Raw genomic sequence first — 18,139 nt, forward strand, 5'->3', positions numbered from 1 at the left:
GGGTGCGCCTGCTCCATGCAGGCGGCACTCAGGTGATAATGACTTCAACCCGCCCTTCGCGACGGGAGCGAGGGGCTGGCTTGACCACAATCTGGATATCGCGCCCCAGTCGCGCCAGGCAATCGATCATCTTGGTCTCACTGATGCCGCGAAACTTGCCCCGCATCATTTCAGATACTTTGGGTTGGGGTAATCCAAGTACCGCTGCGGCTTCCAACTGGGTGAGGTGCCGAGCCTTGATGATGCTGCAGATCTTGCTGGCAAGCTGTGCCTTTACCAGCATTTCATTGGCGTCGGCACCGTTGAGGTCGGCATAGACGTTCCCACTGCCTGCTTCGATCTCAGTCATTTATTTCTCCTCTTGAGTGTGCCTCGGCCAGCTTCAGACGAGACCTGATCAAGGCGATGTCGTGACTGGAAGTCTTGATGCCGGAGACGGACTTCTTCTGAAAGCAATGCAGGACATAAATAGCCGAGCCAAAGCTCACGGTGTAGACCGCCCGGTAGGTGTTCCGGTTGTGATCCTCCATGATTTCCAGCACCCCCGCGCCTGAGAATCCCTTGAGGCATTTGGTTTGCTGATGCTTGCCGCCTTCCTGCGCCAAGTGCAGTGCAAAGCCGAAGATGTCCTGTACATCTTCAGGAAGTGCCTGAAGGTCTTTCTTGCTGCTGCCAACCCAATACAGCGCCCTGATTCGTTTTAATGCATCCATTGCATGGCCACAATCTATACCCATATAGGTATAAAGACAACCACGGCCGATTGCATCCTGATAATTGGCAGGAGATGTTGCGGGAGGGCTATTCGCCTTCGTCGAAGAAGTTGTTGATCAGCTCGACCAGCGCATCCATGGCGTCGTTGTCCTGCTCGCCTTCGGTGTGCAGGTGCACCTGGGTGCCTTTGCCGGCCGCCAGCATCATCACCGCCATGATGCTCTTGCCGTCCACCAGCTTGTCCGGCGTACGGCCAACCCGCACCTGGCAGGGGAAGCGGCCTGCCACGCCGACGAACTTGGCTGCCGCCCGGGCATGCAGGCCCAGCTTGTTGATGATGGTGATTTCGCGGGCGGGCATCGTGGGGCGGATCCTTGGGCTAGAGGTCGCGGTGGCGGACCTGGACGTTTTTCAGGGATTGCTGCAGCAACTGGCCAAGGCGCTCAGTGATGTACACCGAGCGGTGGTGGCCGCCGGTGCAGCCGATGGCAATGGTGACGTAGGCACGGTTGCTGGCGGCGAAGCGGGGCAGCCACTTGAGCAGATAGCTGGAAATGTCGCTGAACATGTCTTCGACATCCGGCTGTGCGGCCAGATAGTCGATTACCGGTTGGTCGAGGCCGGAGTGCTCGCGCAGCTCGGGCTTCCAGTAAGGGTTTGGCAGGCAGCGCACATCGAACACCAGGTCTGCATCGACCGGCATGCCACGCTTGAAACCGAACGACTCGACCAGGAACGCGGTGCCGGGCTCGGGTTGGTTGAGCAGGCGCAGCTTGATCGAATCACGCAGCTGATACAGATTCAGGTTGGTGGTGTCGATCTTCAGGTCGGCCAGGTCGGCGATCGGGCCCAGAAGCTCACTCTCGACCCGAATTGCTTCGGCCAGCGAGCGGTTGGCATTGGTCAGTGGGTGGCGTCGGCGGGTTTCCGAGAAGCGCTTGAGCAGCATGTCTTCGTCGGCATCCAGGAACAGCACATCACACTGGATGTTTCGCGCACGGGCTTCTTCGAGCAATTCGGGGAAGCGCGTCAGGTGGCTGGGCAGGTTACGCGCGTCGATCGACACGGCAACCTTCGGCTGTAGCAGTTCGGTGTTGATCAGAGCCTCTTCCGCCAGCTCCGGCAGCAGCCCGGCGGGCAGGTTGTCAATGCAGTAGAAACCGTTGTCTTCCAGTACATCGAGGGCGGTGCTCTTGCCGGAGCCGGAGCGGCCGCTGACAATGATCAGGCGCATGTTCAGTGCTCGTTCTGTACGTCCAGGACAACCTGGAACAGGGCCTCGTTACTGCTGGCGGCACGCAAGCGATCACGAACCTCCTTGCGATCGAGCATGCTGGCAATCTGGCGCAGCAGTTCCAGATGGGCATCGGTAGCGGCTTCAGGCACCAGCAGGACGAACAGCAGGTCCACGGGCGCGCCATCGATGGCGTCGTAATCGATTGGAGCTTGCAGATGCAGCAAGGCACTGACCGGGGCGGAACAGCCTTCAAGCCGGCAGTGGGGGATGGCGATGCCATTGCCGAAACCGGTCGAGCCGAGTTTTTCCCGGGCGACCAGTTTTTCGAAGACGTCTTGCATCTCCAGTTCTGGCACTTGGTCGGCGATGACGGTGGCGACCTTTTCCAGGGCGCGCTTCTTACTGCCGCCCGGCACGTTCACGAGTGAACGGCCGGGGGTCAGGATGGTTTCAAGTCGGATCATGGATGAGGGGGATCAGCGTGCAGCTGCACCTTGCAGCAGGCTTTGCTGTTTTTCCTTGTGTTTTTTCAGTTGGCGGTCGAGCTTGTCGGCCAAGGCGTCGATTGCTGCATACATGTCTTGGTCTTCGGCATTGGCAACCACTTCACCGCCAGGAATCTGCAGGGTCGCTTCGACCTTCTGCTGCAGCTTCTCGACTTTCATGATGACCTGCACGTTGGTGATCTTGTCGAAGTGACTCGCTACGCGTTTGAGCTTCTGCTCCACATAATCACGCAGCGGTGGGGTGACTTCTACATGCTGTCCACTGATATTGACTTGCATACAGCTTCTCCTTTGTTGCCCGTGCATAAAGAGGCAGGTCTCGCACCTGCCCCACAAACGCTGTGGCTCATCTCAGGGGCTACATCAGTCGCTTGCGCTCGCTCGACGGTGCGATGCCGAGGGACTCGCGGTACTTGGCGACGGTGCGACGGGCTACCTGGATGCCTTGTGCCTCCAGTAAACCAGCGATCTTGCTGTCACTCAATGGCTTTTTCTGATTTTCCGCCGCAACCAGTTTCTTGATGATCGCGCGAATCGCCGTGGACGAGCATTCTCCGCCTTCGGAGGTGCTGACGTGGCTGGAGAAAAAGTATTTCAGTTCGTAGATGCCACGCGGTGTGTGCATGTACTTTTGCGTGGTAACCCGCGAAATGGTCGACTCGTGCATCCCCACCGCTTCGGCAATGTCATGCAGCACCAGCGGCTTCATCGCTTCGTCGCCGTGGTCGAGGAAACCCCGCTGGTGCTCGACGATCTGCGTGGCAACCTTCATCAGGGTTTCGTTACGGCTTTGCAGGCTCTTGATGAACCAGCGCGCTTCCTGCAACTGGTTGCGCATGAAGGTGTTGTCGGCGCTGGTGTCGGCGCGGCGCACGAAACCGGCGTATTGCGGGTTCACCCGCAGGCGCGGTATGGCTTCCTGGTTCAGCTCCACCAGCCAACGGTCGGTATCTTTGCGCACGATGACGTCGGGCACCACGTACTCGGGTTCGCTGGACTCGATCTGCGAACCAGGGCGCGGGTTGAGGCTTTGTACCAGTTCGATGACCTGGCGAAGCTCGTCTTCCTTGATTTTCATGCGCCGCATCAGCTGGCTGTAGTCGCGGCTGCCGAGCAGGTCGATGAAATCGGTGACCAGGCGCTTGGCTTCGGTCATCCACGGGGTATTGGCAGGTAGCTGGCGCAGTTGCAGCAGCAGGCATTCGCCCAGATTGCGGGCGCCGACACCTGCCGGTTCGAACTGTTGGATGCGGTGCAGTACCGCCTCGACTTCGTCCAGCTCGATGTCCAGCTCAGGGTCGAAACCGGCGCAGATTTCTTCGAGGGTGTCTTCCAGGTAGCCCTGGCCGTTGATGCTGTCGATGAGGGTAACGGCGATCAGGCGGTCGGTGTCGGACATCGGCGCCAGGTTCAGTTGCCACAGCAGGTGGCTTTGCAGGCTTTCGCCGGCCGATGTGCGGGTGGTGAAGTCCCACTCGTCGTCATCGTTGCTCGGCAGGCTGCTGGCGCTGGTCTGGTAGATGTCTTCCCATGCGGTATCGACTGGAAGCTCGTTGGGAATGCGCTCGCTCCATTCACCGTCTTCCAGGTTGTCGGCACTGATGGTGCTTTCCTGGAAGCTGTTGTCCTGGGCTTCGGCTGTCGGCTTGTTCTCGGCGTTGTCCGCCATCGGGTCGCTGTTGTCGAAGTCCTCGCCGTCTTCCTGACGTTCGAGCATCGGGTTCGACTCCAGCGCTTCCTGGATTTCCTGTTGCAGGTCCAGGGTGGAAAGCTGGAGCAGACGGATGGCCTGTTGCAACTGCGGTGTCATCGTCAGTTGCTGGCCCATTTTTAGGACGAGCGATGGTTTCATGGCAGGGGCTTGTACCTTGTTCGCCGGCGCGCATGCGCCATCCACTACACGAGGGCGCCGGGGCGCCAGATCAAGCAAGTTTTATGCCTTAAATTGTAGCGTTTGCCTAGAGCACCGTAACAACTTTACCCGCAGTTGTGCGGCTATTTTCCGGTGCTCCAGGCGCGTGCCGGGGTCAGAGACGGAACTCGTGGCCCAGGTAAACCTCTTTGACCAGGTCGTTGGCCAGGATGGTTTCGGCGTCGCCTTCGGCGATCAGTCGGCCATCATTGACGATATAGGCGGTTTCGCAGATATCCAGGGTCTCGCGCACGTTGTGGTCGGTGATCAGCACACCGATGCCCTTGGCCTTGAGGTGGTGGATGATCTGCTTGATGTCGCCGACCGAGATCGGGTCGACACCGGCGAATGGTTCGTCCAGCAAGATGAACTTGGGTGCGGTCGCCAGGGCGCGGGCAATCTCGACGCGACGGCGTTCACCACCAGAGAGGCTCATGCCGAGGTTGTCGCGGATGTGGCTGATGTGGAACTCCTGCAGCAGGCTTTCCAGCTCCTTGCGCCGGCCGTCGCGGTCGATGTCCTTGCGGGTCTCGAGGATGGCCATGATGTTGTCGGCCACCGACAGCTTGCGGAAGATCGAGGCTTCCTGCGGCAGGTAGCCGATGCCAGCACGGGCGCGGCCGTGCATGGGCTGGTGGCTGACATCGAGGTTATCGATGAGCACGCGCCCCTGCTCGGCCTGGACCAGCCCGACAATCATGTAGAAGCAGGTGGTCTTGCCGGCGCCGTTGGGGCCGAGCAGGCCGACGATCTGGCCGCTGTCGATCGACAGGCTGACATCGCGTACGACCTGCCGCCCCTTGTAGCTCTTCGCCAGGTGCTGGGCTTTGAGGGTTGCCATTTACTCGGCCTTCTTCTTGGGCTGGATCACCATGTCGATGCGCTGACGCGGTGTAGTCACGTTGCCACCGCGACCGGCGGTCGCCACCTGGGTCTGGGTGTTGTAGACGATCTTCTCGCCTTCGGTGGTGTTGCCTTCGTTCTCGACCTTGGCGCGGTCGGTGAGGATCACCAGGTCTTTCAGCGCCTGATACTGGATGGTCACGCCCCAGCCTTTCATCTTGTCTGGCTTGGCCGCGCTCTGCTGCTGCTCGAAGTAGGCCAGGTTGCCCACCGAGGTCACCACATCGATGTCGCCGGAAGCGGAGCGGGTGATGGTCACGGTGTTGCCTTTGATCATCATCGAGCCCTGGGTAATGACCACGTCGCCGGTGTAGGTGGCTACGCCTTGCTTGTCATCCAGGTGGGCCTGGTCGGCCTGGATGCGGATCGGCTGATCACGGTCATTCGGCAGTGCGAAGGCGCTCGCGCTTCCCAGTGCTGCGCTCAGGCTGAGCAAAAGGGGGAGGGTTTTAACGAGCCTCATACTGTCCTCTTACGTTAGAGAGCAGGTCCATCCTGCTTTCTTTCAAATACGCTTTCATTCCTTTGCCCGTAGTTGTGCCACCGGCGCCGTCGATTCTAACGGCTTGCTCGGTCTGCGCATATTGCTTCTGCGGGAACACGGTCATGCGTGAGCTGGTAATGATGGTTTCACGCTGCTTTTCGTCGATGCGCGCAATCCGGACCTTGTCGATCAGTTCGACCTCGGTGCCGTCCGGGTTGACCTCGGCGCGGGTGCTCTGCACGTGCCACGGGTATTCGGTACCGCGGTACAGGTGCAGGTCCGGCGTGGTCAGCAACGTGATTTCGCTGGCCTTGAGGTGCTCGACCTTGTCGGCAGTCATTTCGTACTGCAGCTTGCCATCAGGCAGAAACTGCACGCTGTGGGCGTTGATCGCATAGTAGTCGATGGCGCTTTCGTCGACCTGGGCCACCGGCTTGTCGAGGAAGCTTTCCGGGCTGACGTTCCAGTAGCCGACCGCCGCCAGCAGGGCGGCGATCACTGCTAGCAGCGCAATATTGCGGGCTTTCTTGCTGAACATGGGCAGCCTTACAGGTAATTGGCGTTGGCAGCGTCCAGGGTGCCCTGGGCCTGCATGATCAGTTCGCAGAATTCACGGGCTGCGCCTTCGCCGCCGCGTGCCTGGGTCACGCCGTGGGCGTGCTGGCGAACAAACGGAGCGGCGTTGGCCACGGCCATGCCCAATGCTACCCGGCGAATGACCGGCAGGTCGGGCAGGTCGTCGCCCAGGTAGGCCACTTGATCATAGCTTAGGCCCAGTTCGGCGAGCAGGCCGTCAAGCACGACCAATTTGTCCTCGCGGCCCTGGTACAGGTGCGGGATGCCGAGGTTTTTCGCCCGGCGTTCGACCACAGGCGTTTTACGCCCGCTGATGATCGCGGTGGTCACGCCCGAGGCCATGAGCATCTTGATGCCCTGGCCGTCGAGGGTGTTGAAGGTCTTGAACTCGCTGCCGTCTTCGAGGAAGTACAGGCGCCCGTCGGTGAGCACGCCGTCCACATCGAACACTGCCAGTTTGATGGTTTTGCCGCGTTGCATGAGATCCTGGTTCATTCCATCACTCCTCACATTACACCGGCGCGCAGCAGGTCGTGCATGTTCAGGGCGCCGGTCGGGCGGTCCTCGCGGTCCACCACCACCAGTGCGCCGATCTTGTGGTCTTCCATGATCTTCAGGGCTTCGGCAGCGAGCATTTCGGCGCGGGCCGTCTTGCCGTGCACGGTCATCACCTGGTCGATCAGGGTGGTGTGTACGTCGATGTTGCGGTCCAGGCTGCGGCGCAGGTCGCCGTCGGTGAAGATCCCGGCCAGCGTGCCGTCGGCTTCGACGATCACGGTCATGCCCAGACCTTTGCGGGACATTTCAAGCAGCGCATCCTTGAGCAGGGTGCCGCGGGCTACCTGGGGCAGCTCGTCGCCGCTGTGCATCACGTTCTCGACCTTGAGCAACAGGCGGCGGCCCAGTGCACCGCCCGGGTGCGAGAAGGCAAAGTCTTCTGCCGTGAAGCCGCGGGCTTCGAGCAGGGCGATGGCCAGGCAGTCGCCCAGCACCAGCGATGCGGTGGTGGAAGAGGTGGGTGCCAGGTTAAGTGGGCAGGCCTCTTGCTCTACGCGGGCGTCGAGGTTGACCTCGGCCGCCTGGGCCAGGGGCGAATCGGGGTTGCCGGTCAGGCTGACCAGCTTGATGCCCAGGCGCTTGATCAGCGGCAGCAGGGTGACGATTTCGGCAGTGCTACCGGAATTCGACAGGGCAAGGATGACATCATCGCGGGTTATCATGCCCATGTCGCCATGGCTGGCTTCAGCCGGGTGCACGAAAAACGCCGGCGTACCGGTGCTGGCCAGGGTGGCGGCGATCTTGTTGCCGATATGCCCGGACTTGCCCATGCCGACCACGACCACCCGGCCCTTGCTGGCCAGGATCAGTTCGCAGGCTTTGACGAAATTGTCGTCGATGCGCGCCAACAGGGCCTCTACGGCCTCGAGTTCCAGGCGCAGGGTGCGTTGGGCGGATTGGATCAGCTCGCTGGATTGGCTCATGTCGAGAAAGCAATGCCTGATGAAAAGGCAGCGATTATACGCGCAATGACGAAAACCCTCACCCCTTCGATTGCTGTAGCGAATGTCATCAAAGCCTGTCACAGGGCTGAACGACTGCTTGCCTGGCCTTGGGGCGGTGGCGTCAGCGGTGCTATAGTTCGCCGCTATTCGGCCTGGCAGGGGCGCTTGTGCCTTCCTGATGGAGGCTGGCGTCCACTAGGACGAGGCTGCACTAGCAAGGAGTCTAGATGAGTGTGGATAGCGCCTACGCGGTCGAGTTGAAGGGGGTTACCTTCAAACGCGGTTCGCGCAGCATTTTCAGCAACGTCGACATTCGCATCCCGCGCGGCAAGGTCACCGGCATCATGGGGCCATCGGGTTGCGGCAAGACCACGTTGCTCCGCCTGATGGGCGCGCAGCTGCGCCCCTCCAGCGGTGAGGTATGGGTTGCCGGGCAGAACCTGCCGACCCTGTCGCGCAGCGACCTGTTCGATGCCCGCAAGCAGATGGGCGTGCTGTTCCAGAGTGGTGCACTGTTCACCGACCTTGATGTGTTCGAGAACGTCGCGTTCCCGCTGCGCGTGCACACCCAGCTGTCGGAAGAAATGATCCGCGACATCGTGCTGATGAAGCTGCAGGCCGTGGGCCTGCGCGGTGCCATCGACCTCATGCCCGACGAGTTGTCCGGTGGCATGAAGCGCCGTGTGGCGCTGGCACGGGCAATTGCCCTGGACCCGCAGATCCTCATGTACGACGAACCGTTCGTCGGCCAGGACCCCATTGCCATGGGCGTACTGGTGCGCCTGATCCGCCTGCTCAACGATGCCTTGGGCATCACCAGCATCGTCGTCTCCCACGACCTGGCGGAAACCGCCAGCATCGCCGACTACATCTATGTGGTAGGCGACGGCCAGGTGCTGGGGCAGGGCACCCCTGACGAGCTGATGGGCTCCGACAACCCACGGATTCGCCAGTTCATGAAGGGCGACCCGGACGGCCCGGTACCCTTCCACTTTCCTGCGCCTGACTACCGCGCCGACCTGCTGGGAGCGCGTTGATGCGCAAAAAATCCTTACTCGAACGTGTACGCCTGCTGGGGCGTTCGGCCATCGACGTGCTGGCCGTGCTGGGGCGTTCGTGCCTGTTCCTGTTCCATGCGCTGGTCGGCCGTGGCGGCATCGGCGGCGGCTTCCAGTTGCTGACCAAGCAGCTGTATTCGGTAGGCGTGCTGTCGCTGGCAATCGTTGTCGTGTCCGGTGTGTTCATCGGTATGGTGCTGGCGCTGCAGGGCTACAGCATCCTGACCAAGTACGGTTCGGAGCAGGCGGTGGGGCAGATGGTCGCCCTGACCCTGCTGCGGGAGCTCGGCCCGGTGGTGACGGCGTTGCTGTTTGCCGGCCGTGCAGGTTCTGCGCTGACCGCCGAAATCGGCAACATGAAGTCCACCGAGCAGCTGTCGAGCCTGGAAATGATCGGCGTCGACCCGCTCAAGTACATCGTCGCGCCGCGCCTGTGGGCCGGCTTCATCTCGCTGCCGCTGCTGGCGCTGATCTTCAGCGTGGTAGGCATCTGGGGTGGCTCGTGGGTAGCCGTGGACTGGCTGGGCGTCTACGAGGGCTCGTTCTGGGCCAACATGCAGAACAGTGTTTCGTTCACTGACGACGTGCTCAACGGGCTGGTCAAGAGCCTGGTGTTCGCCTTCGTCACAACCTGGATCGCCGTATTCCAGGGGTACGACTGTGAGCCCACCTCAGAAGGGATCAGCCGTGCCACCACCAAGACCGTGGTCTATGCCTCGTTGGCAGTGCTGGGTCTGGACTTTATTCTGACCGCCTTGATGTTTGGAGATTTCTGATGCAAAACCGCACCCTGGAAATCGGTGTCGGCCTGTTCCTCCTGGCCGGGATCCTGGCGCTGCTGCTGCTGGCCCTGCGTGTCAGCGGGCTGTCGGCCAGCCCGAGCAGCGATACCTATAAAGTTTATGCCTACTTCGACAATATCGCCGGTTTGACGGTCAGAGCTAAAGTGACCATGGCCGGTGTGACCATCGGCAAGGTCACCGCCATCGATCTGGACCGCGATTCCTACACCGGTCGGGTAACGTTGCAGTTGGACAAGACGGTAGACAACCTGCCGACCGACTCCACTGCCTCGATCCTGACCGCCGGTTTGCTTGGCGAGAAGTACATCGGCATCAGCGTGGGCGGTGAAGACCAGGTGCTCAAGGATGGCGCGACCATCCACGACACCCAGTCGGCACTGGTGCTGGAAGATCTGATTGGCAAGTTCCTGCTCAACTCCGTTGGCAAGGAACCGAAAGAAGCGCAACCGGCTAATTAAGGAGTTTCCATGATTTCGATCCTGCGACGTGGCCTGCTGGTTTTGCTGGCGGCTTTCCCCCTGCTGGTCGTGGCCGCGCAGTCGCCCCACGATGTGATTCAGGGCACCACCACCGAACTGTTGGGCGACCTCAAGGCCAACAAGGAACAGTACAAGTCCAACCCTGGCGCCTTCTACGATGCACTTAACCGCATCCTCGGCCCGGTGGTGGACGCCGACGGCATTTCCCGCAGCATCATGACCGTCAAGTACTCGCGCAAGGCCACGCCTGAGCAGATGCAGCGCTTCCAGGAAAACTTCAAGCGTAGCCTGATGCAGTTCTATGGCAACGCGCTGCTCGAATACAACAACCAGGGCATCATCGTCGACCCGGCCAAGGCCGATGACGGCAAGCGCGCCAGTGTCGGCATGAAGGTCACCGGCAACAACGGTGCCGTTTACCCGGTGCAGTACACCCTGGAAAACATTGCCGGCGAGTGGAAGGTGCGTAACGTCATCGTCAACGGCATCAACATCGGCAAGCTCTTCCGTGACCAGTTCGCCGATGCCATGCAGCGCAACGGCAACAATCTGGACAAGACCATCGACGGCTGGGCCGGCGAAGTGGCCAAGGCCAAGCAAACCGCGGACAGCTCGCCTGACAAGGAAGTGAAATGAGTGATACCGGTGTGAGCATGGCCGAACCAGGCGTGCTGCGCCTGGCTGGCGTGCTGGATTACCGCAGCGGCCCGGGCTTGCGCAAGCAAGGCAAGGCGTTGATCGAAGCCTCTCGCGAGCCACGCCTGGTGCTGGATTGCTCGGCTGTCGAGAAGTCGTCGAGTGTCGGCCTGTCGCTGTTGCTGGCGTTCATTCGCGATGGTCAAGCCGCCGGCAAGGCCTTCGAGGTGCGCGGCATGCCCGACGACATGCGGGAAATCGCCGAGGTTTATGACCTCGATGAAGTGCTGGCGAGCTGATGGCCCGCCACTGATTGAGGCCCCTCGGTCAGCGCACGCCCTCGGTGGGCTTCGCAGGCGAGGGGCTTTTTTGTATGATGGCCGACCCGTGCGCATCGGGCGCCGATTGAGGTTGAGCATGCAGGCCCTAGAAGTTAAGAGCTTCCTTGAAGAAAAATTGCCGGGATCCCTGGTTGAAGTTGAAGGCGAAGGCTGCAACTTCCAGTTGAACGTGATCAGCGACGAGTTGGCTGGCCTGAGCCCGGTCAAGCGCCAGCAGGCGATCTATGCTCACCTTAATCCCTGGATCGCCAATGGCAGCATCCACGCGGTAACCATGAAATTTTTCAGCAGCGCAGCCTGGGCTGAGCGCACCTGAGCCAACTTGGCGGCGAGACTCCAATGGACAAACTGATTATTACTGGCGGCGCTCGCCTTGACGGCGAGATCCGCATTTCGGGCGCGAAGAACGCAGCCCTGCCGATTCTGGCGGCGACCCTGCTGGCCGATGGCCCGGTCACCGTGGGCAACCTGCCGCACCTGCACGACATCACCACCATGATCGAGCTGTTCGGCCGCATGGGCATCGAGCCTGTGATCGACGAAAAGCTGTCGGTGGAGATTGACCCACGCACCATCAAGACCCTGGTTGCGCCTTACGAGCTGGTCAAGACCATGCGCGCCTCGATCCTGGTGCTGGGCCCGATGGTTGCCCGTTTCGGCGAAGCCGAAGTGGCCCTGCCTGGCGGTTGCGCGATTGGTTCGCGCCCGGTCGACCTGCACATCCGCGGCCTCGAGGCCATGGGCGCGAAGATCGAAGTGGAAGGTGGCTACATCAAGGCCAAGGCGCCTGAGGGTGGCCTGCGCGGCGCGCACTTCTTCTTCGACACCGTCAGCGTCACCGGTACCGAGAACATCATGATGGCCGCTGCCCTGGCCAAGGGCCGCAGCGTGTTGCAGAACGCCGCACGCGAGCCTGAAGTGGTCGACCTGGCCAACTTCATCAATGCCATGGGCGGCAATGTCCAGGGCGCGGGTACCGACACCATCACCATCGATGGCGTCGAGCGCCTGCACTCGGCCACCTACCGCGTGATGCCGGACCGCATCGAGACAGGTACCTACCTGGTCGCTGCTGCCGTCACCGGTGGCCGCGTCAAAGTCAAGGACACCGACCCGACCATCCTTGAAGCCGTACTGGAAAAACTCAAGGAGTCCGGTGCCGACATCAACGTCGGCGAAGACTGGATCGAGCTGGACATGCACGGCAAGCGGCCGAAAGCCGTCAACCTGCGTACCGCCCCGTACCCGGCGTTCCCGACCGACATGCAGGCGCAGTTCATTTCGCTGAACGCCATTGCCGAAGGCACTGGCGCGGTGATCGAGACCATCTTCGAAAACCGCTTCATGCACGTTTACGAAATGCACCGCATGGGCGCGCAGATCCAGGTCGAAGGCAACACTGCCATCGTCACTGGCGTCAAGTCGCTCAAAGGCGCACCGGTCATGGCCACCGACCTGCGTGCTTCCGCCAGCCTGGTGCTGTCGGCGCTGGTTGCAGAAGGCGATACCCTGATCGACCGCATCTACCACATCGACCGTGGTTACGAGTGCATCGAAGAGAAACTGCAGATGCTCGGCGCAAAAATCCGCCGCGTACCGGGCTGATAGCCCGCAGGTGCAAGGATGCACCTTTCGAATTGAATGCGGCCAGGTCGATGACCTGGCCGGCAGCAGCCGCTTAAGGACCGACGTTCCAATGTTGACCATCGCGCTTTCCAAAGGCCGTATTCTCGACGACACCCTGCCGTTGCTGGCCGAGGCCGGTATCGTGCCGACCGAGAACCCGGACAAGAGCCGCAAACTGATCATCCCCACCACGCAGGACGATGTGCGCCTGCTGATCGTGCGTGCCACCGACGTGCCGACCTATGTCGAGCATGGTGCCGCCGACCTGGGTGTGGCCGGCAAGGACGTGCTGATGGAGTACGGCGGCCAGGGTATGTACGAACCCCTGGACCTGCAGATTGCCCAGTGCAAGCTGATGACTGCCGGCGTGGTCGGCGCAGCCGAGCCCAAGGGCCGCCTGCGCGTGGCCACCAAGTTCGTCAACGTAGCCAAGCGCTACTACGCCGAACAGGGCCGGCAGGTCGACATCATCAAGCTGTACGGCTCGATGGAGCTGGCACCGCTGATCAATCTCGCCGACAAGATCATCGACGTGGTCGACACCGGCAACACCCTGCGTGCCAACGGCCTGGAACCCCAGGACCTGATCGCCACGATCAGCTCGCGCCTGGTGGTCAACAAGGCCTCCATGAAAATGCAGCATGCCCGTATCCAGAGCCTGATCGACACACTGCGTAACGCGGTCGAATCGCGACACCGCGGCTGACTCCTGAGCGCGGCCTTCGCTGTCGCGCCCGTCTATCCGCGTCATAGCCACTTTTCTCGGGTGCCCGCGCGGATGGACTGGTAGCCTAGGGCGCCTGAGCATTCGCTAATAATCGAGGCCCTCGCCATGACCGTGTCCACTGCAATTGCCCGTCTCAACGCTGCTGATCCGGATTTCGCCCGACATCTGGATCATCTGCTGAGCTGGGAAAGTGTGTCTGATGACGCGGTCAACCAGCGCGTGCTCGACATCATCAAGGGCGTGCGCGAGCGCGGCGATGCAGCACTGGTGGAGTTCACCCAGCGTTTCGACGGCGTTGCCGCCAACAGCATCGATGACCTGATCCTTGGTCGCGAGCGCCTTGAACTGGCCCTGACCCGCATTACCCCGGTGCAGCGTGAAGCCCTGGAAAAGGCCGCCAACCGTGTGCGCATGTACCACGAGCGGCAGAAGCAGGACTCCTGGCAGTACACCGAGGCCGACGGCACGGTGCTGGGCCAGAAGGTTACCCCGCTGGACCGTGCAGGCCTGTACGTGCCGGGCGGCAAGGCGTCGTACCCGTCGTCGGTGCTGATGAACGCCATTCCGGCCAAGGTTGCCGGCGTGGCCGAAGTGGTGATGGTAGTGCCGACCCCACGTGGTGAGGTCAACGAACTGGTGCTGGCCGCCGCCTGCATCGCCGGCGTCGACCGCGTGTTCACCGTCGGTGGTGCGCAAGCTGTCGCGGCGCTGGCCTACGGCACCGAAAGCGTGCCGCAGGTGGACAAGATTGTCGGCCCGGGCAACATCTACGTGGCCACTGCCAAGCGCCACGTGTTTGGCCAGGTAGGCATCGACATGATCGCCGGCCCGTCGGAAATCCTCGTGGTATGTGACGGCCAGACCGACCCGGACTGGATCGCCATGGACCTGTTCTCCCAGGCCGAGCACGACGAGGATGCCCAGGCCATCCTGGTCAGCCCGGATGCCGCGTTCCTCGACCGCGTTGCCGCCAGCATCGACAAGCTGATGCCGACCATGGAGCGTGCCGATATCATCGAGAAATCGATCAACGGTCGCGGCGCGCTGATCCAGGTGCGTGACATGCAACAGGCCATGGATGTGGCCAACCGCATCGCCCCGGAGCACCTGGAGCTGTCGGTGGCCGACCCGCAAGCCTGGTTGCCGCACATTCGCCACGCTGGCGCGATCTTCATGGGCCGCCACACCAGCGAAGCGCTGGGTGATTACTGCGCCGGCCCCAACCACGTGCTGCCTACCTCCGGCACCGCGCGTTTCTCGTCGCCGCTGGGGGTGTATGACTTCCAGAAGCGTTCGTCGATCATCTTCTGTTCCGAGCAGGGCGCGTCCGAGTTGGGCCACACCGCTTCCGTGCTGGCCCGCGGCGAGTCGCTGACCGCCCACGCCCGCAGCGCTGAATACCGTATCCTGACCCAAGAGAAGGGGAACTGAGCATGAGTCGATTCTGGAGCCCCTTCGTCAAGGATTTGGTGCCTTACGTGCCGGGCGAGCAACCCAAGCTGGCCCGTCTGGTCAAGCTCAACACCAACGAAAACCCCTACGGCCCGTCGCCCAAGGCGCTGGAGGCCATGCGTGGCGAGCTGAACGACAACCTGCGCCTGTACCCGGACCCGAACGGCGACCGGCTAAAGCAGGCGGTTGCCGAGTACTACGGCGTAACCCCGGGGCAAGTGTTTGTCGGCAACGGCTCGGACGAGGTGCTGGCGCACATTTTCCACGGCCTGTTCCAGCACGATGCACCGCTGCTGTTCCCGGACATCAGCTACAGCTTCTACCCGGTCTATTGCGGCCTGTACGGTATTGCCTTCGAGCAGGTGGCGCTGGATGAGCAGTTCCAGATCCGCATCGAGGACTACAACAAGCCCAACGCCGGCATCATCTTCCCCAACCCCAACGCGCCGACTGGTTGCCTGATGCCGCTGCAGGCGGTGGAGCAATTGCTGCAGGCCAACCGTGACTCGGTGGTGGTGGTCGACGAGGCCTATATCGATTTCGGTGGCGAGACGGCCATCAGCCTGGTGGACCGCTACGACAACCTGCTGGTGACCCAGACCCTGTCGAAGTCGCGCTCCCTGGCCGGCCTGCGGGTTGGCCTGGCGGTCGGGCACCCGGACCTGATCGAGGCGCTGGAGCGGATCAAGAACAGCTTCAACTCCTACCCGCTGGACCGTGCGGCGATCGTTGGCGCGGCGGTGGCGTTTGAAGACCGCGAGTACTTCGAGCAAACCTGCCGCAAGGTGATCGACAGCCGCGAAGTGCTGGTCGGGCAGCTTGAGGCCAAGGGCTTCGAGGTACTGCCTTCGGCCGCCAACTTCATCTTCGCGCGCCACCCGCAGCAGGATGCCGGCGAGCTGGCAGCACGTCTGCGCGAGCAAGGTGTAATCGTGCGTCACTTCAAGCAGCCACGCATTGCTCAGTTCCTGCGCATTACCATCGGTACGCCAGAGATGAACCAGGCGCTGCTCGATGCGTTGAACTGATTGCATCGCCACTCAGGCTGACGCATCACCCTGTAGGAGCAGCCTTGTGCTGCGAAGAGGCCGGTAAGGCAAGAGACTTTCTTTGGCTGCAATGGCCTCTTCGCAGCACAAGGCTGCTCCTACAGGGCTTTTGTTAACCTTGAAATCGACGCAGGACTGCTCCAGCACGGCTTAATAGCTGCTCTCTTCGATAACAAATGCCTTGGCCGCTGGCCGGTTGCGCACCGCCGTCGGCGTGCCATCAAGCACCAGCACGTAATCGTTCTGCTTCTCCATCCCTTGCGGATCAGTCCATTGCCCGTCCTTGGCCGGTACCTGTGCAACCACTTGCCCGTTCTTCAGAATCGTCAGGTAGCCAGTGGCATTGCTGTTCCAGCGTAACCGTCCCTTGTGTTCATCGGCCCGAGCCTTGCGCGCACCGGTTTTTCCCAGCAAAGGCGTGCCATCCAGTAGCCATTCCGGCTGCAGCGTCAGGCCCATGTGGCGTAGCACAGTGGGTGCTACCGAAGTCTGCGCGGGAAGGCCGTACAGGTTGTTGGGCCCTGGCATTTCCGCAGGAATACTCAGCTCGGTCAGCTCCTGATTCAGCGGCTTGTTGCTGGCGATGAAGATGCTCTTTTCCTGCTCCGAAGCGCTGCCATGGCCTTTCCCCCAGTAATCGCGCCCATGGTCTGTGCTGATGATCACCAGCCAGTCTTCCTGCGGGTGCAGGCGCCGGCGTTCGTCGACCTTGTCCAGCAAATGCCCGATCTGGCTATCGAGTGTGCGCAACGCCTGCTGATAGTGATCGCCAAAGCCACTGTCGTGCCCGACCTGGTCTGCCGCATCCAGCTGAATGAATGTGAAGTCGGCGGGCGTGTTGGCAAGGATTTCCAGCGTTCGCTCAATTACCCGCGCATCTGACAAACCACTCTCGCGTACATCGGCACCATGGGCATCTTCCAGCAGGAATGCCGTGTTCAGCGGTGACCAACCCACCACACTGGACAGGTAAGCGTTGGGCATGGCCAGGCGGAGCCGTTTGAACAGGCTGGGAAACGCCGGATCTACCCGCAACGACTCGGTATCCGAGTCGACGCCATGCTTGTTGCTCCAGACGCCGGTAAGCAGCGTGACCCAGCCCGGACCGCTCAAGGTAGGCTGCTCGCTGGCGCTGCCGTTGATTCCGCCAGCGTAGGCCTTGCCGTAATACAGCCGTTGATTCAGGTTGGTGGCGTCGCCCAACAGCAGGTATTGCTCCAACTGCACACCGTCCAGCCCGATGAGCAAGGCTTTGGGGCGGCTGGGGTGTCTGGCCGGATCGCAACCCGGCAGCATTGCCAGAAACAGCATTAACAGCAGGCTCGCCAGTCGCATGTAAGTACACCCCTGAAAAAACAATGCGAGCGTTGCAACAAAGGGTTTTCTTCACAACTGGCAGAAATACCAGGTGGTTTGCGGCGTTACCCGGCATCCAGTAAGCTGTGCCAATTCATCGGATGATTGGTTGAGTAAGATGAGCACTGAGTTGACCAAGCGTTCCCTGGTCGAACTGGCCGTGGAGCGCATGCGCGAGCGCATCGTGTTGGGCGACTGGCAAGTCGGCCAGCGTTTGCCCACCGAGCCGGAACTGGCCCTTCAGCTGGGCATTAGCCGCAACACTGTGCGTGAGGCCATGCGCGTGCTGGCGTTCAGTGGCCTGGTGGAAATTCGTCAGGGCGACGGCAGCTACCTGCGCACGGCCCAGGACCCATTGCAGGCGGTGCAGGCAATGTCCCGCTGCACCCCCGAGCAGGCCCGTGAAACCCGCCATATCCTCGAAGCCGAGGCCATTGGCCTGGCGGCGTTGCGCCGCACGGATGCCGACCTGCAAGCGCTGCGCGAGGCCCTGGCCGGCAGTGCCGGGCACTTCCACGGGAATGTCGATGCCTATGTGGCGTGTGACCTGGTGTTTCACCAGCGGCTGGTAGATGCCGCCCACAACCCGGCATTGAGCGAGCTGTACCGGTACTTTTCCGGGGTGGTGGCTGCCGCTCTTCAGCACAACATGGCGACCGTGCCCCGTTGCCAGGCCACGTTCGATCTGCATGGGCAGATCCTCGATGCCATCGAACAACGTGATGCGGAGCGGGCCAAGCGCCTGAGCCGTACCCTCATCGAATCCTGACTCCGAGAA

The 18,139-nt window shown here is 61.5% G+C and carries 24 protein-coding genes; 11 read left to right on the plus strand and 13 right to left on the minus strand.

Going from position 1 to position 18,139, the window contains the following annotated elements; all coding sequences use genetic code 11:
- Positions 1–28 precede the first annotated feature (28 nt).
- The 12 genes from MRBLPB4O_RS04780 to MRBLPB4O_RS04835 form a co-directional block, all read right to left on the minus strand.
- Positions 29–349, minus strand: coding sequence for a helix-turn-helix transcriptional regulator (locus MRBLPB4O_RS04780; protein WP_341797654.1), 321 nt, complete (start codon positions 347–349; stop codon positions 29–31).
- The gene (locus MRBLPB4O_RS04785) at positions 342–713 is read right to left on the minus strand and encodes a type II toxin-antitoxin system RelE/ParE family toxin (RefSeq protein ID WP_341797655.1); all 372 of its coding nucleotides are present in this window, start codon (positions 711–713) and stop codon (positions 342–344) included. Before MRBLPB4O_RS04785 ends, MRBLPB4O_RS04780 begins: the two co-directional genes overlap by 8 nt.
- Before the next feature lie 88 nt (positions 714–801).
- The gene (locus tag MRBLPB4O_RS04790; protein ID WP_341797656.1) at positions 802–1,074 is read right to left on the minus strand and encodes an HPr family phosphocarrier protein; all 273 of its coding nucleotides are present in this window, start codon (positions 1,072–1,074) and stop codon (positions 802–804) included.
- A gap of 19 nt (positions 1,075–1,093) precedes the next feature.
- A complete protein-coding gene (gene rapZ, locus MRBLPB4O_RS04795) occupies positions 1,094–1,948 on the minus strand; it encodes an RNase adapter RapZ (RefSeq protein ID WP_016501338.1) in 855 nt (284 codons plus the stop codon).
- Between the two features lie 2 nt (positions 1,949–1,950).
- Complete coding sequence (gene ptsN, locus MRBLPB4O_RS04800) at positions 1,951–2,415, minus strand: PTS IIA-like nitrogen regulatory protein PtsN (protein WP_341797657.1); 465 nt, start codon at positions 2,413–2,415, stop codon at positions 1,951–1,953.
- A 12-nt stretch (positions 2,416–2,427) separates the two neighbouring features.
- Positions 2,428–2,736, minus strand: a complete 309-nt coding sequence (gene raiA, locus MRBLPB4O_RS04805; RefSeq protein ID WP_016501336.1) for a ribosome-associated translation inhibitor RaiA — start codon at positions 2,734–2,736, stop codon at positions 2,428–2,430.
- Between the two features lie 79 nt (positions 2,737–2,815).
- On the minus strand, positions 2,816–4,309 hold the full coding sequence (locus MRBLPB4O_RS04810) for an RNA polymerase factor sigma-54 (RefSeq protein WP_041167860.1): 1,494 nt from the start codon (positions 4,307–4,309) through the stop codon (positions 2,816–2,818).
- Between the two features lie 175 nt (positions 4,310–4,484).
- Entirely contained in the window at positions 4,485–5,210 is a 726-nt protein-coding gene (lptB, locus tag MRBLPB4O_RS04815; RefSeq protein ID WP_016501334.1) for an LPS export ABC transporter ATP-binding protein, read from the minus strand.
- Positions 5,211–5,735 carry a lipopolysaccharide transport periplasmic protein LptA gene (gene lptA / locus MRBLPB4O_RS04820; protein WP_016501333.1) on the minus strand — a complete coding sequence of 175 codons (525 nt, stop codon included), beginning with the start codon at positions 5,733–5,735 and terminating at the stop codon, positions 5,211–5,213.
- On the minus strand, positions 5,722–6,294 hold the full coding sequence (gene lptC, locus MRBLPB4O_RS04825; RefSeq protein WP_016501332.1) for an LPS export ABC transporter periplasmic protein LptC: 573 nt from the start codon (positions 6,292–6,294) through the stop codon (positions 5,722–5,724). The genes lptA and lptC overlap by 14 nt, the downstream gene beginning before the upstream one ends.
- A gap of 8 nt (positions 6,295–6,302) precedes the next feature.
- Entirely contained in the window at positions 6,303–6,827 is a 525-nt protein-coding gene (locus MRBLPB4O_RS04830) for an HAD family hydrolase (RefSeq protein ID WP_016501331.1), read from the minus strand.
- An 11-nt stretch (positions 6,828–6,838) separates the two neighbouring features.
- Positions 6,839–7,813: a KpsF/GutQ family sugar-phosphate isomerase gene (locus tag MRBLPB4O_RS04835; protein WP_016501330.1), complete on the minus strand. Its 975-nt coding sequence runs from the start codon at positions 7,811–7,813 to the stop codon at positions 6,839–6,841.
- A 248-nt stretch (positions 7,814–8,061) separates the two neighbouring features.
- Here MRBLPB4O_RS04835 and MRBLPB4O_RS04840 point away from each other — a divergent pair, with 248 nt between their 5' ends.
- The 10 genes from MRBLPB4O_RS04840 to hisC all read left to right on the plus strand — a co-directional run bounded on the left by MRBLPB4O_RS04840 (position 8,062) and on the right by hisC (position 15,984).
- Positions 8,062–8,871 carry an ATP-binding cassette domain-containing protein gene (locus tag MRBLPB4O_RS04840; RefSeq protein WP_016501329.1) on the plus strand — a complete coding sequence of 270 codons (810 nt, stop codon included), beginning with the start codon at positions 8,062–8,064 and terminating at the stop codon, positions 8,869–8,871.
- Positions 8,871–9,668 carry a lipid asymmetry maintenance ABC transporter permease subunit MlaE gene (mlaE, locus tag MRBLPB4O_RS04845; protein WP_016501328.1) on the plus strand — a complete coding sequence of 266 codons (798 nt, stop codon included), beginning with the start codon at positions 8,871–8,873 and terminating at the stop codon, positions 9,666–9,668. Before MRBLPB4O_RS04840 ends, mlaE begins: the two co-directional genes overlap by 1 nt.
- The gene (mlaD, locus tag MRBLPB4O_RS04850) at positions 9,668–10,153 is read left to right on the plus strand and encodes an outer membrane lipid asymmetry maintenance protein MlaD (protein WP_016501327.1); all 486 of its coding nucleotides are present in this window, start codon (positions 9,668–9,670) and stop codon (positions 10,151–10,153) included. Before mlaE ends, mlaD begins: the two co-directional genes overlap by 1 nt.
- Before the next feature lie 9 nt (positions 10,154–10,162).
- On the plus strand, positions 10,163–10,810 hold the full coding sequence (locus MRBLPB4O_RS04855) for an ABC transporter substrate-binding protein (protein ID WP_341797658.1): 648 nt from the start codon (positions 10,163–10,165) through the stop codon (positions 10,808–10,810).
- On the plus strand, positions 10,807–11,109 hold the full coding sequence (locus tag MRBLPB4O_RS04860) for an STAS domain-containing protein (protein ID WP_341797659.1): 303 nt from the start codon (positions 10,807–10,809) through the stop codon (positions 11,107–11,109). The genes MRBLPB4O_RS04855 and MRBLPB4O_RS04860 overlap by 4 nt, the downstream gene beginning before the upstream one ends.
- Positions 11,110–11,227: 118 nt before the next feature.
- Positions 11,228–11,467, plus strand: a complete 240-nt coding sequence (locus MRBLPB4O_RS04865; RefSeq protein ID WP_016501324.1) for a BolA family protein — start codon at positions 11,228–11,230, stop codon at positions 11,465–11,467.
- Between the two features lie 23 nt (positions 11,468–11,490).
- Positions 11,491–12,756, plus strand: a complete 1,266-nt coding sequence (gene murA / locus MRBLPB4O_RS04870; protein ID WP_016501323.1) for a UDP-N-acetylglucosamine 1-carboxyvinyltransferase — start codon at positions 11,491–11,493, stop codon at positions 12,754–12,756.
- Positions 12,757–12,847: 91 nt separating this feature from the next.
- A complete protein-coding gene (gene hisG / locus MRBLPB4O_RS04875) occupies positions 12,848–13,483 on the plus strand; it encodes an ATP phosphoribosyltransferase (protein WP_016501322.1) in 636 nt (211 codons plus the stop codon).
- A gap of 126 nt (positions 13,484–13,609) precedes the next feature.
- The gene (gene hisD, locus MRBLPB4O_RS04880; RefSeq protein WP_016501321.1) at positions 13,610–14,935 is read left to right on the plus strand and encodes a histidinol dehydrogenase; all 1,326 of its coding nucleotides are present in this window, start codon (positions 13,610–13,612) and stop codon (positions 14,933–14,935) included.
- A gap of 2 nt (positions 14,936–14,937) precedes the next feature.
- Complete coding sequence (gene hisC / locus MRBLPB4O_RS04885; RefSeq protein ID WP_174370917.1) at positions 14,938–15,984, plus strand: histidinol-phosphate transaminase; 1,047 nt, start codon at positions 14,938–14,940, stop codon at positions 15,982–15,984.
- A gap of 171 nt (positions 15,985–16,155) precedes the next feature.
- Here hisC and MRBLPB4O_RS04890 read toward each other — a convergent pair whose 3' ends face one another.
- Entirely contained in the window at positions 16,156–17,340 is a 1,185-nt protein-coding gene (locus tag MRBLPB4O_RS04890; RefSeq protein ID WP_341797660.1) for an alkaline phosphatase family protein, read from the minus strand.
- A 139-nt stretch (positions 17,341–17,479) separates the two neighbouring features.
- Here MRBLPB4O_RS04890 and MRBLPB4O_RS04895 point away from each other — a divergent pair, with 139 nt between their 5' ends.
- The gene (locus MRBLPB4O_RS04895; protein WP_016501318.1) at positions 17,480–18,130 is read left to right on the plus strand and encodes a FadR/GntR family transcriptional regulator; all 651 of its coding nucleotides are present in this window, start codon (positions 17,480–17,482) and stop codon (positions 18,128–18,130) included.
- Positions 18,131–18,139 lie beyond the last annotated feature (9 nt).

The sequence above is a fragment of the Pseudomonas sp. LPB4.O genome (assembly GCF_038383825.1).
Classification (GTDB): Bacteria; Pseudomonadota; Gammaproteobacteria; order Pseudomonadales; family Pseudomonadaceae; genus Aquipseudomonas; species Aquipseudomonas putida.

Coding starts and splice junctions, on each gene's coding strand:
- ptsN (WP_341797657.1), bottom strand. CDS start 2,415: ATGATCCGACTTGAAACCATCCTGACCCCCGGCCGTTCACTCGTGAAC.
- MRBLPB4O_RS04835 (WP_016501330.1), bottom strand. CDS start 7,813: ATGAGCCAATCCAGCGAGCTGATCCAATCCGCCCAACGCACCCTGCGC.
- MRBLPB4O_RS04860 (WP_341797659.1), top strand. CDS start 10,807: ATGAGTGATACCGGTGTGAGCATGGCCGAACCAGGCGTGCTGCGCCTG.
- mlaD (WP_016501327.1), top strand. CDS start 9,668: ATGCAAAACCGCACCCTGGAAATCGGTGTCGGCCTGTTCCTCCTGGCC.
- MRBLPB4O_RS04840 (WP_016501329.1), top strand. CDS start 8,062: ATGAGTGTGGATAGCGCCTACGCGGTCGAGTTGAAGGGGGTTACCTTC.
- MRBLPB4O_RS04865 (WP_016501324.1), top strand. CDS start 11,228: ATGCAGGCCCTAGAAGTTAAGAGCTTCCTTGAAGAAAAATTGCCGGGA.
- raiA (WP_016501336.1), bottom strand. CDS start 2,736: ATGCAAGTCAATATCAGTGGACAGCATGTAGAAGTCACCCCACCGCTG.
- murA (WP_016501323.1), top strand. CDS start 11,491: ATGGACAAACTGATTATTACTGGCGGCGCTCGCCTTGACGGCGAGATC.
- MRBLPB4O_RS04780 (WP_341797654.1), bottom strand. CDS start 349: ATGACTGAGATCGAAGCAGGCAGTGGGAACGTCTATGCCGACCTCAAC.
- hisC (WP_174370917.1), top strand. CDS start 14,938: ATGAGTCGATTCTGGAGCCCCTTCGTCAAGGATTTGGTGCCTTACGTG.
- MRBLPB4O_RS04890 (WP_341797660.1), bottom strand. CDS start 17,340: ATGCGACTGGCGAGCCTGCTGTTAATGCTGTTTCTGGCAATGCTGCCG.
- MRBLPB4O_RS04830 (WP_016501331.1), bottom strand. CDS start 6,827: ATGAACCAGGATCTCATGCAACGCGGCAAAACCATCAAACTGGCAGTG.
- MRBLPB4O_RS04785 (WP_341797655.1), bottom strand. CDS start 713: ATGGATGCATTAAAACGAATCAGGGCGCTGTATTGGGTTGGCAGCAGC.
- rapZ (WP_016501338.1), bottom strand. CDS start 1,948: ATGCGCCTGATCATTGTCAGCGGCCGCTCCGGCTCCGGCAAGAGCACC.
- hisD (WP_016501321.1), top strand. CDS start 13,610: ATGACCGTGTCCACTGCAATTGCCCGTCTCAACGCTGCTGATCCGGAT.
- lptB (WP_016501334.1), bottom strand. CDS start 5,210: ATGGCAACCCTCAAAGCCCAGCACCTGGCGAAGAGCTACAAGGGGCGG.
- MRBLPB4O_RS04810 (WP_041167860.1), bottom strand. CDS start 4,309: ATGAAACCATCGCTCGTCCTAAAAATGGGCCAGCAACTGACGATGACA.
- mlaE (WP_016501328.1), top strand. CDS start 8,871: ATGCGCAAAAAATCCTTACTCGAACGTGTACGCCTGCTGGGGCGTTCG.
- lptC (WP_016501332.1), bottom strand. CDS start 6,294: ATGTTCAGCAAGAAAGCCCGCAATATTGCGCTGCTAGCAGTGATCGCC.
- MRBLPB4O_RS04895 (WP_016501318.1), top strand. CDS start 17,480: ATGAGCACTGAGTTGACCAAGCGTTCCCTGGTCGAACTGGCCGTGGAG.
- hisG (WP_016501322.1), top strand. CDS start 12,848: ATGTTGACCATCGCGCTTTCCAAAGGCCGTATTCTCGACGACACCCTG.
- MRBLPB4O_RS04790 (WP_341797656.1), bottom strand. CDS start 1,074: ATGCCCGCCCGCGAAATCACCATCATCAACAAGCTGGGCCTGCATGCC.
- lptA (WP_016501333.1), bottom strand. CDS start 5,735: ATGAGGCTCGTTAAAACCCTCCCCCTTTTGCTCAGCCTGAGCGCAGCA.
- MRBLPB4O_RS04855 (WP_341797658.1), top strand. CDS start 10,163: ATGATTTCGATCCTGCGACGTGGCCTGCTGGTTTTGCTGGCGGCTTTC.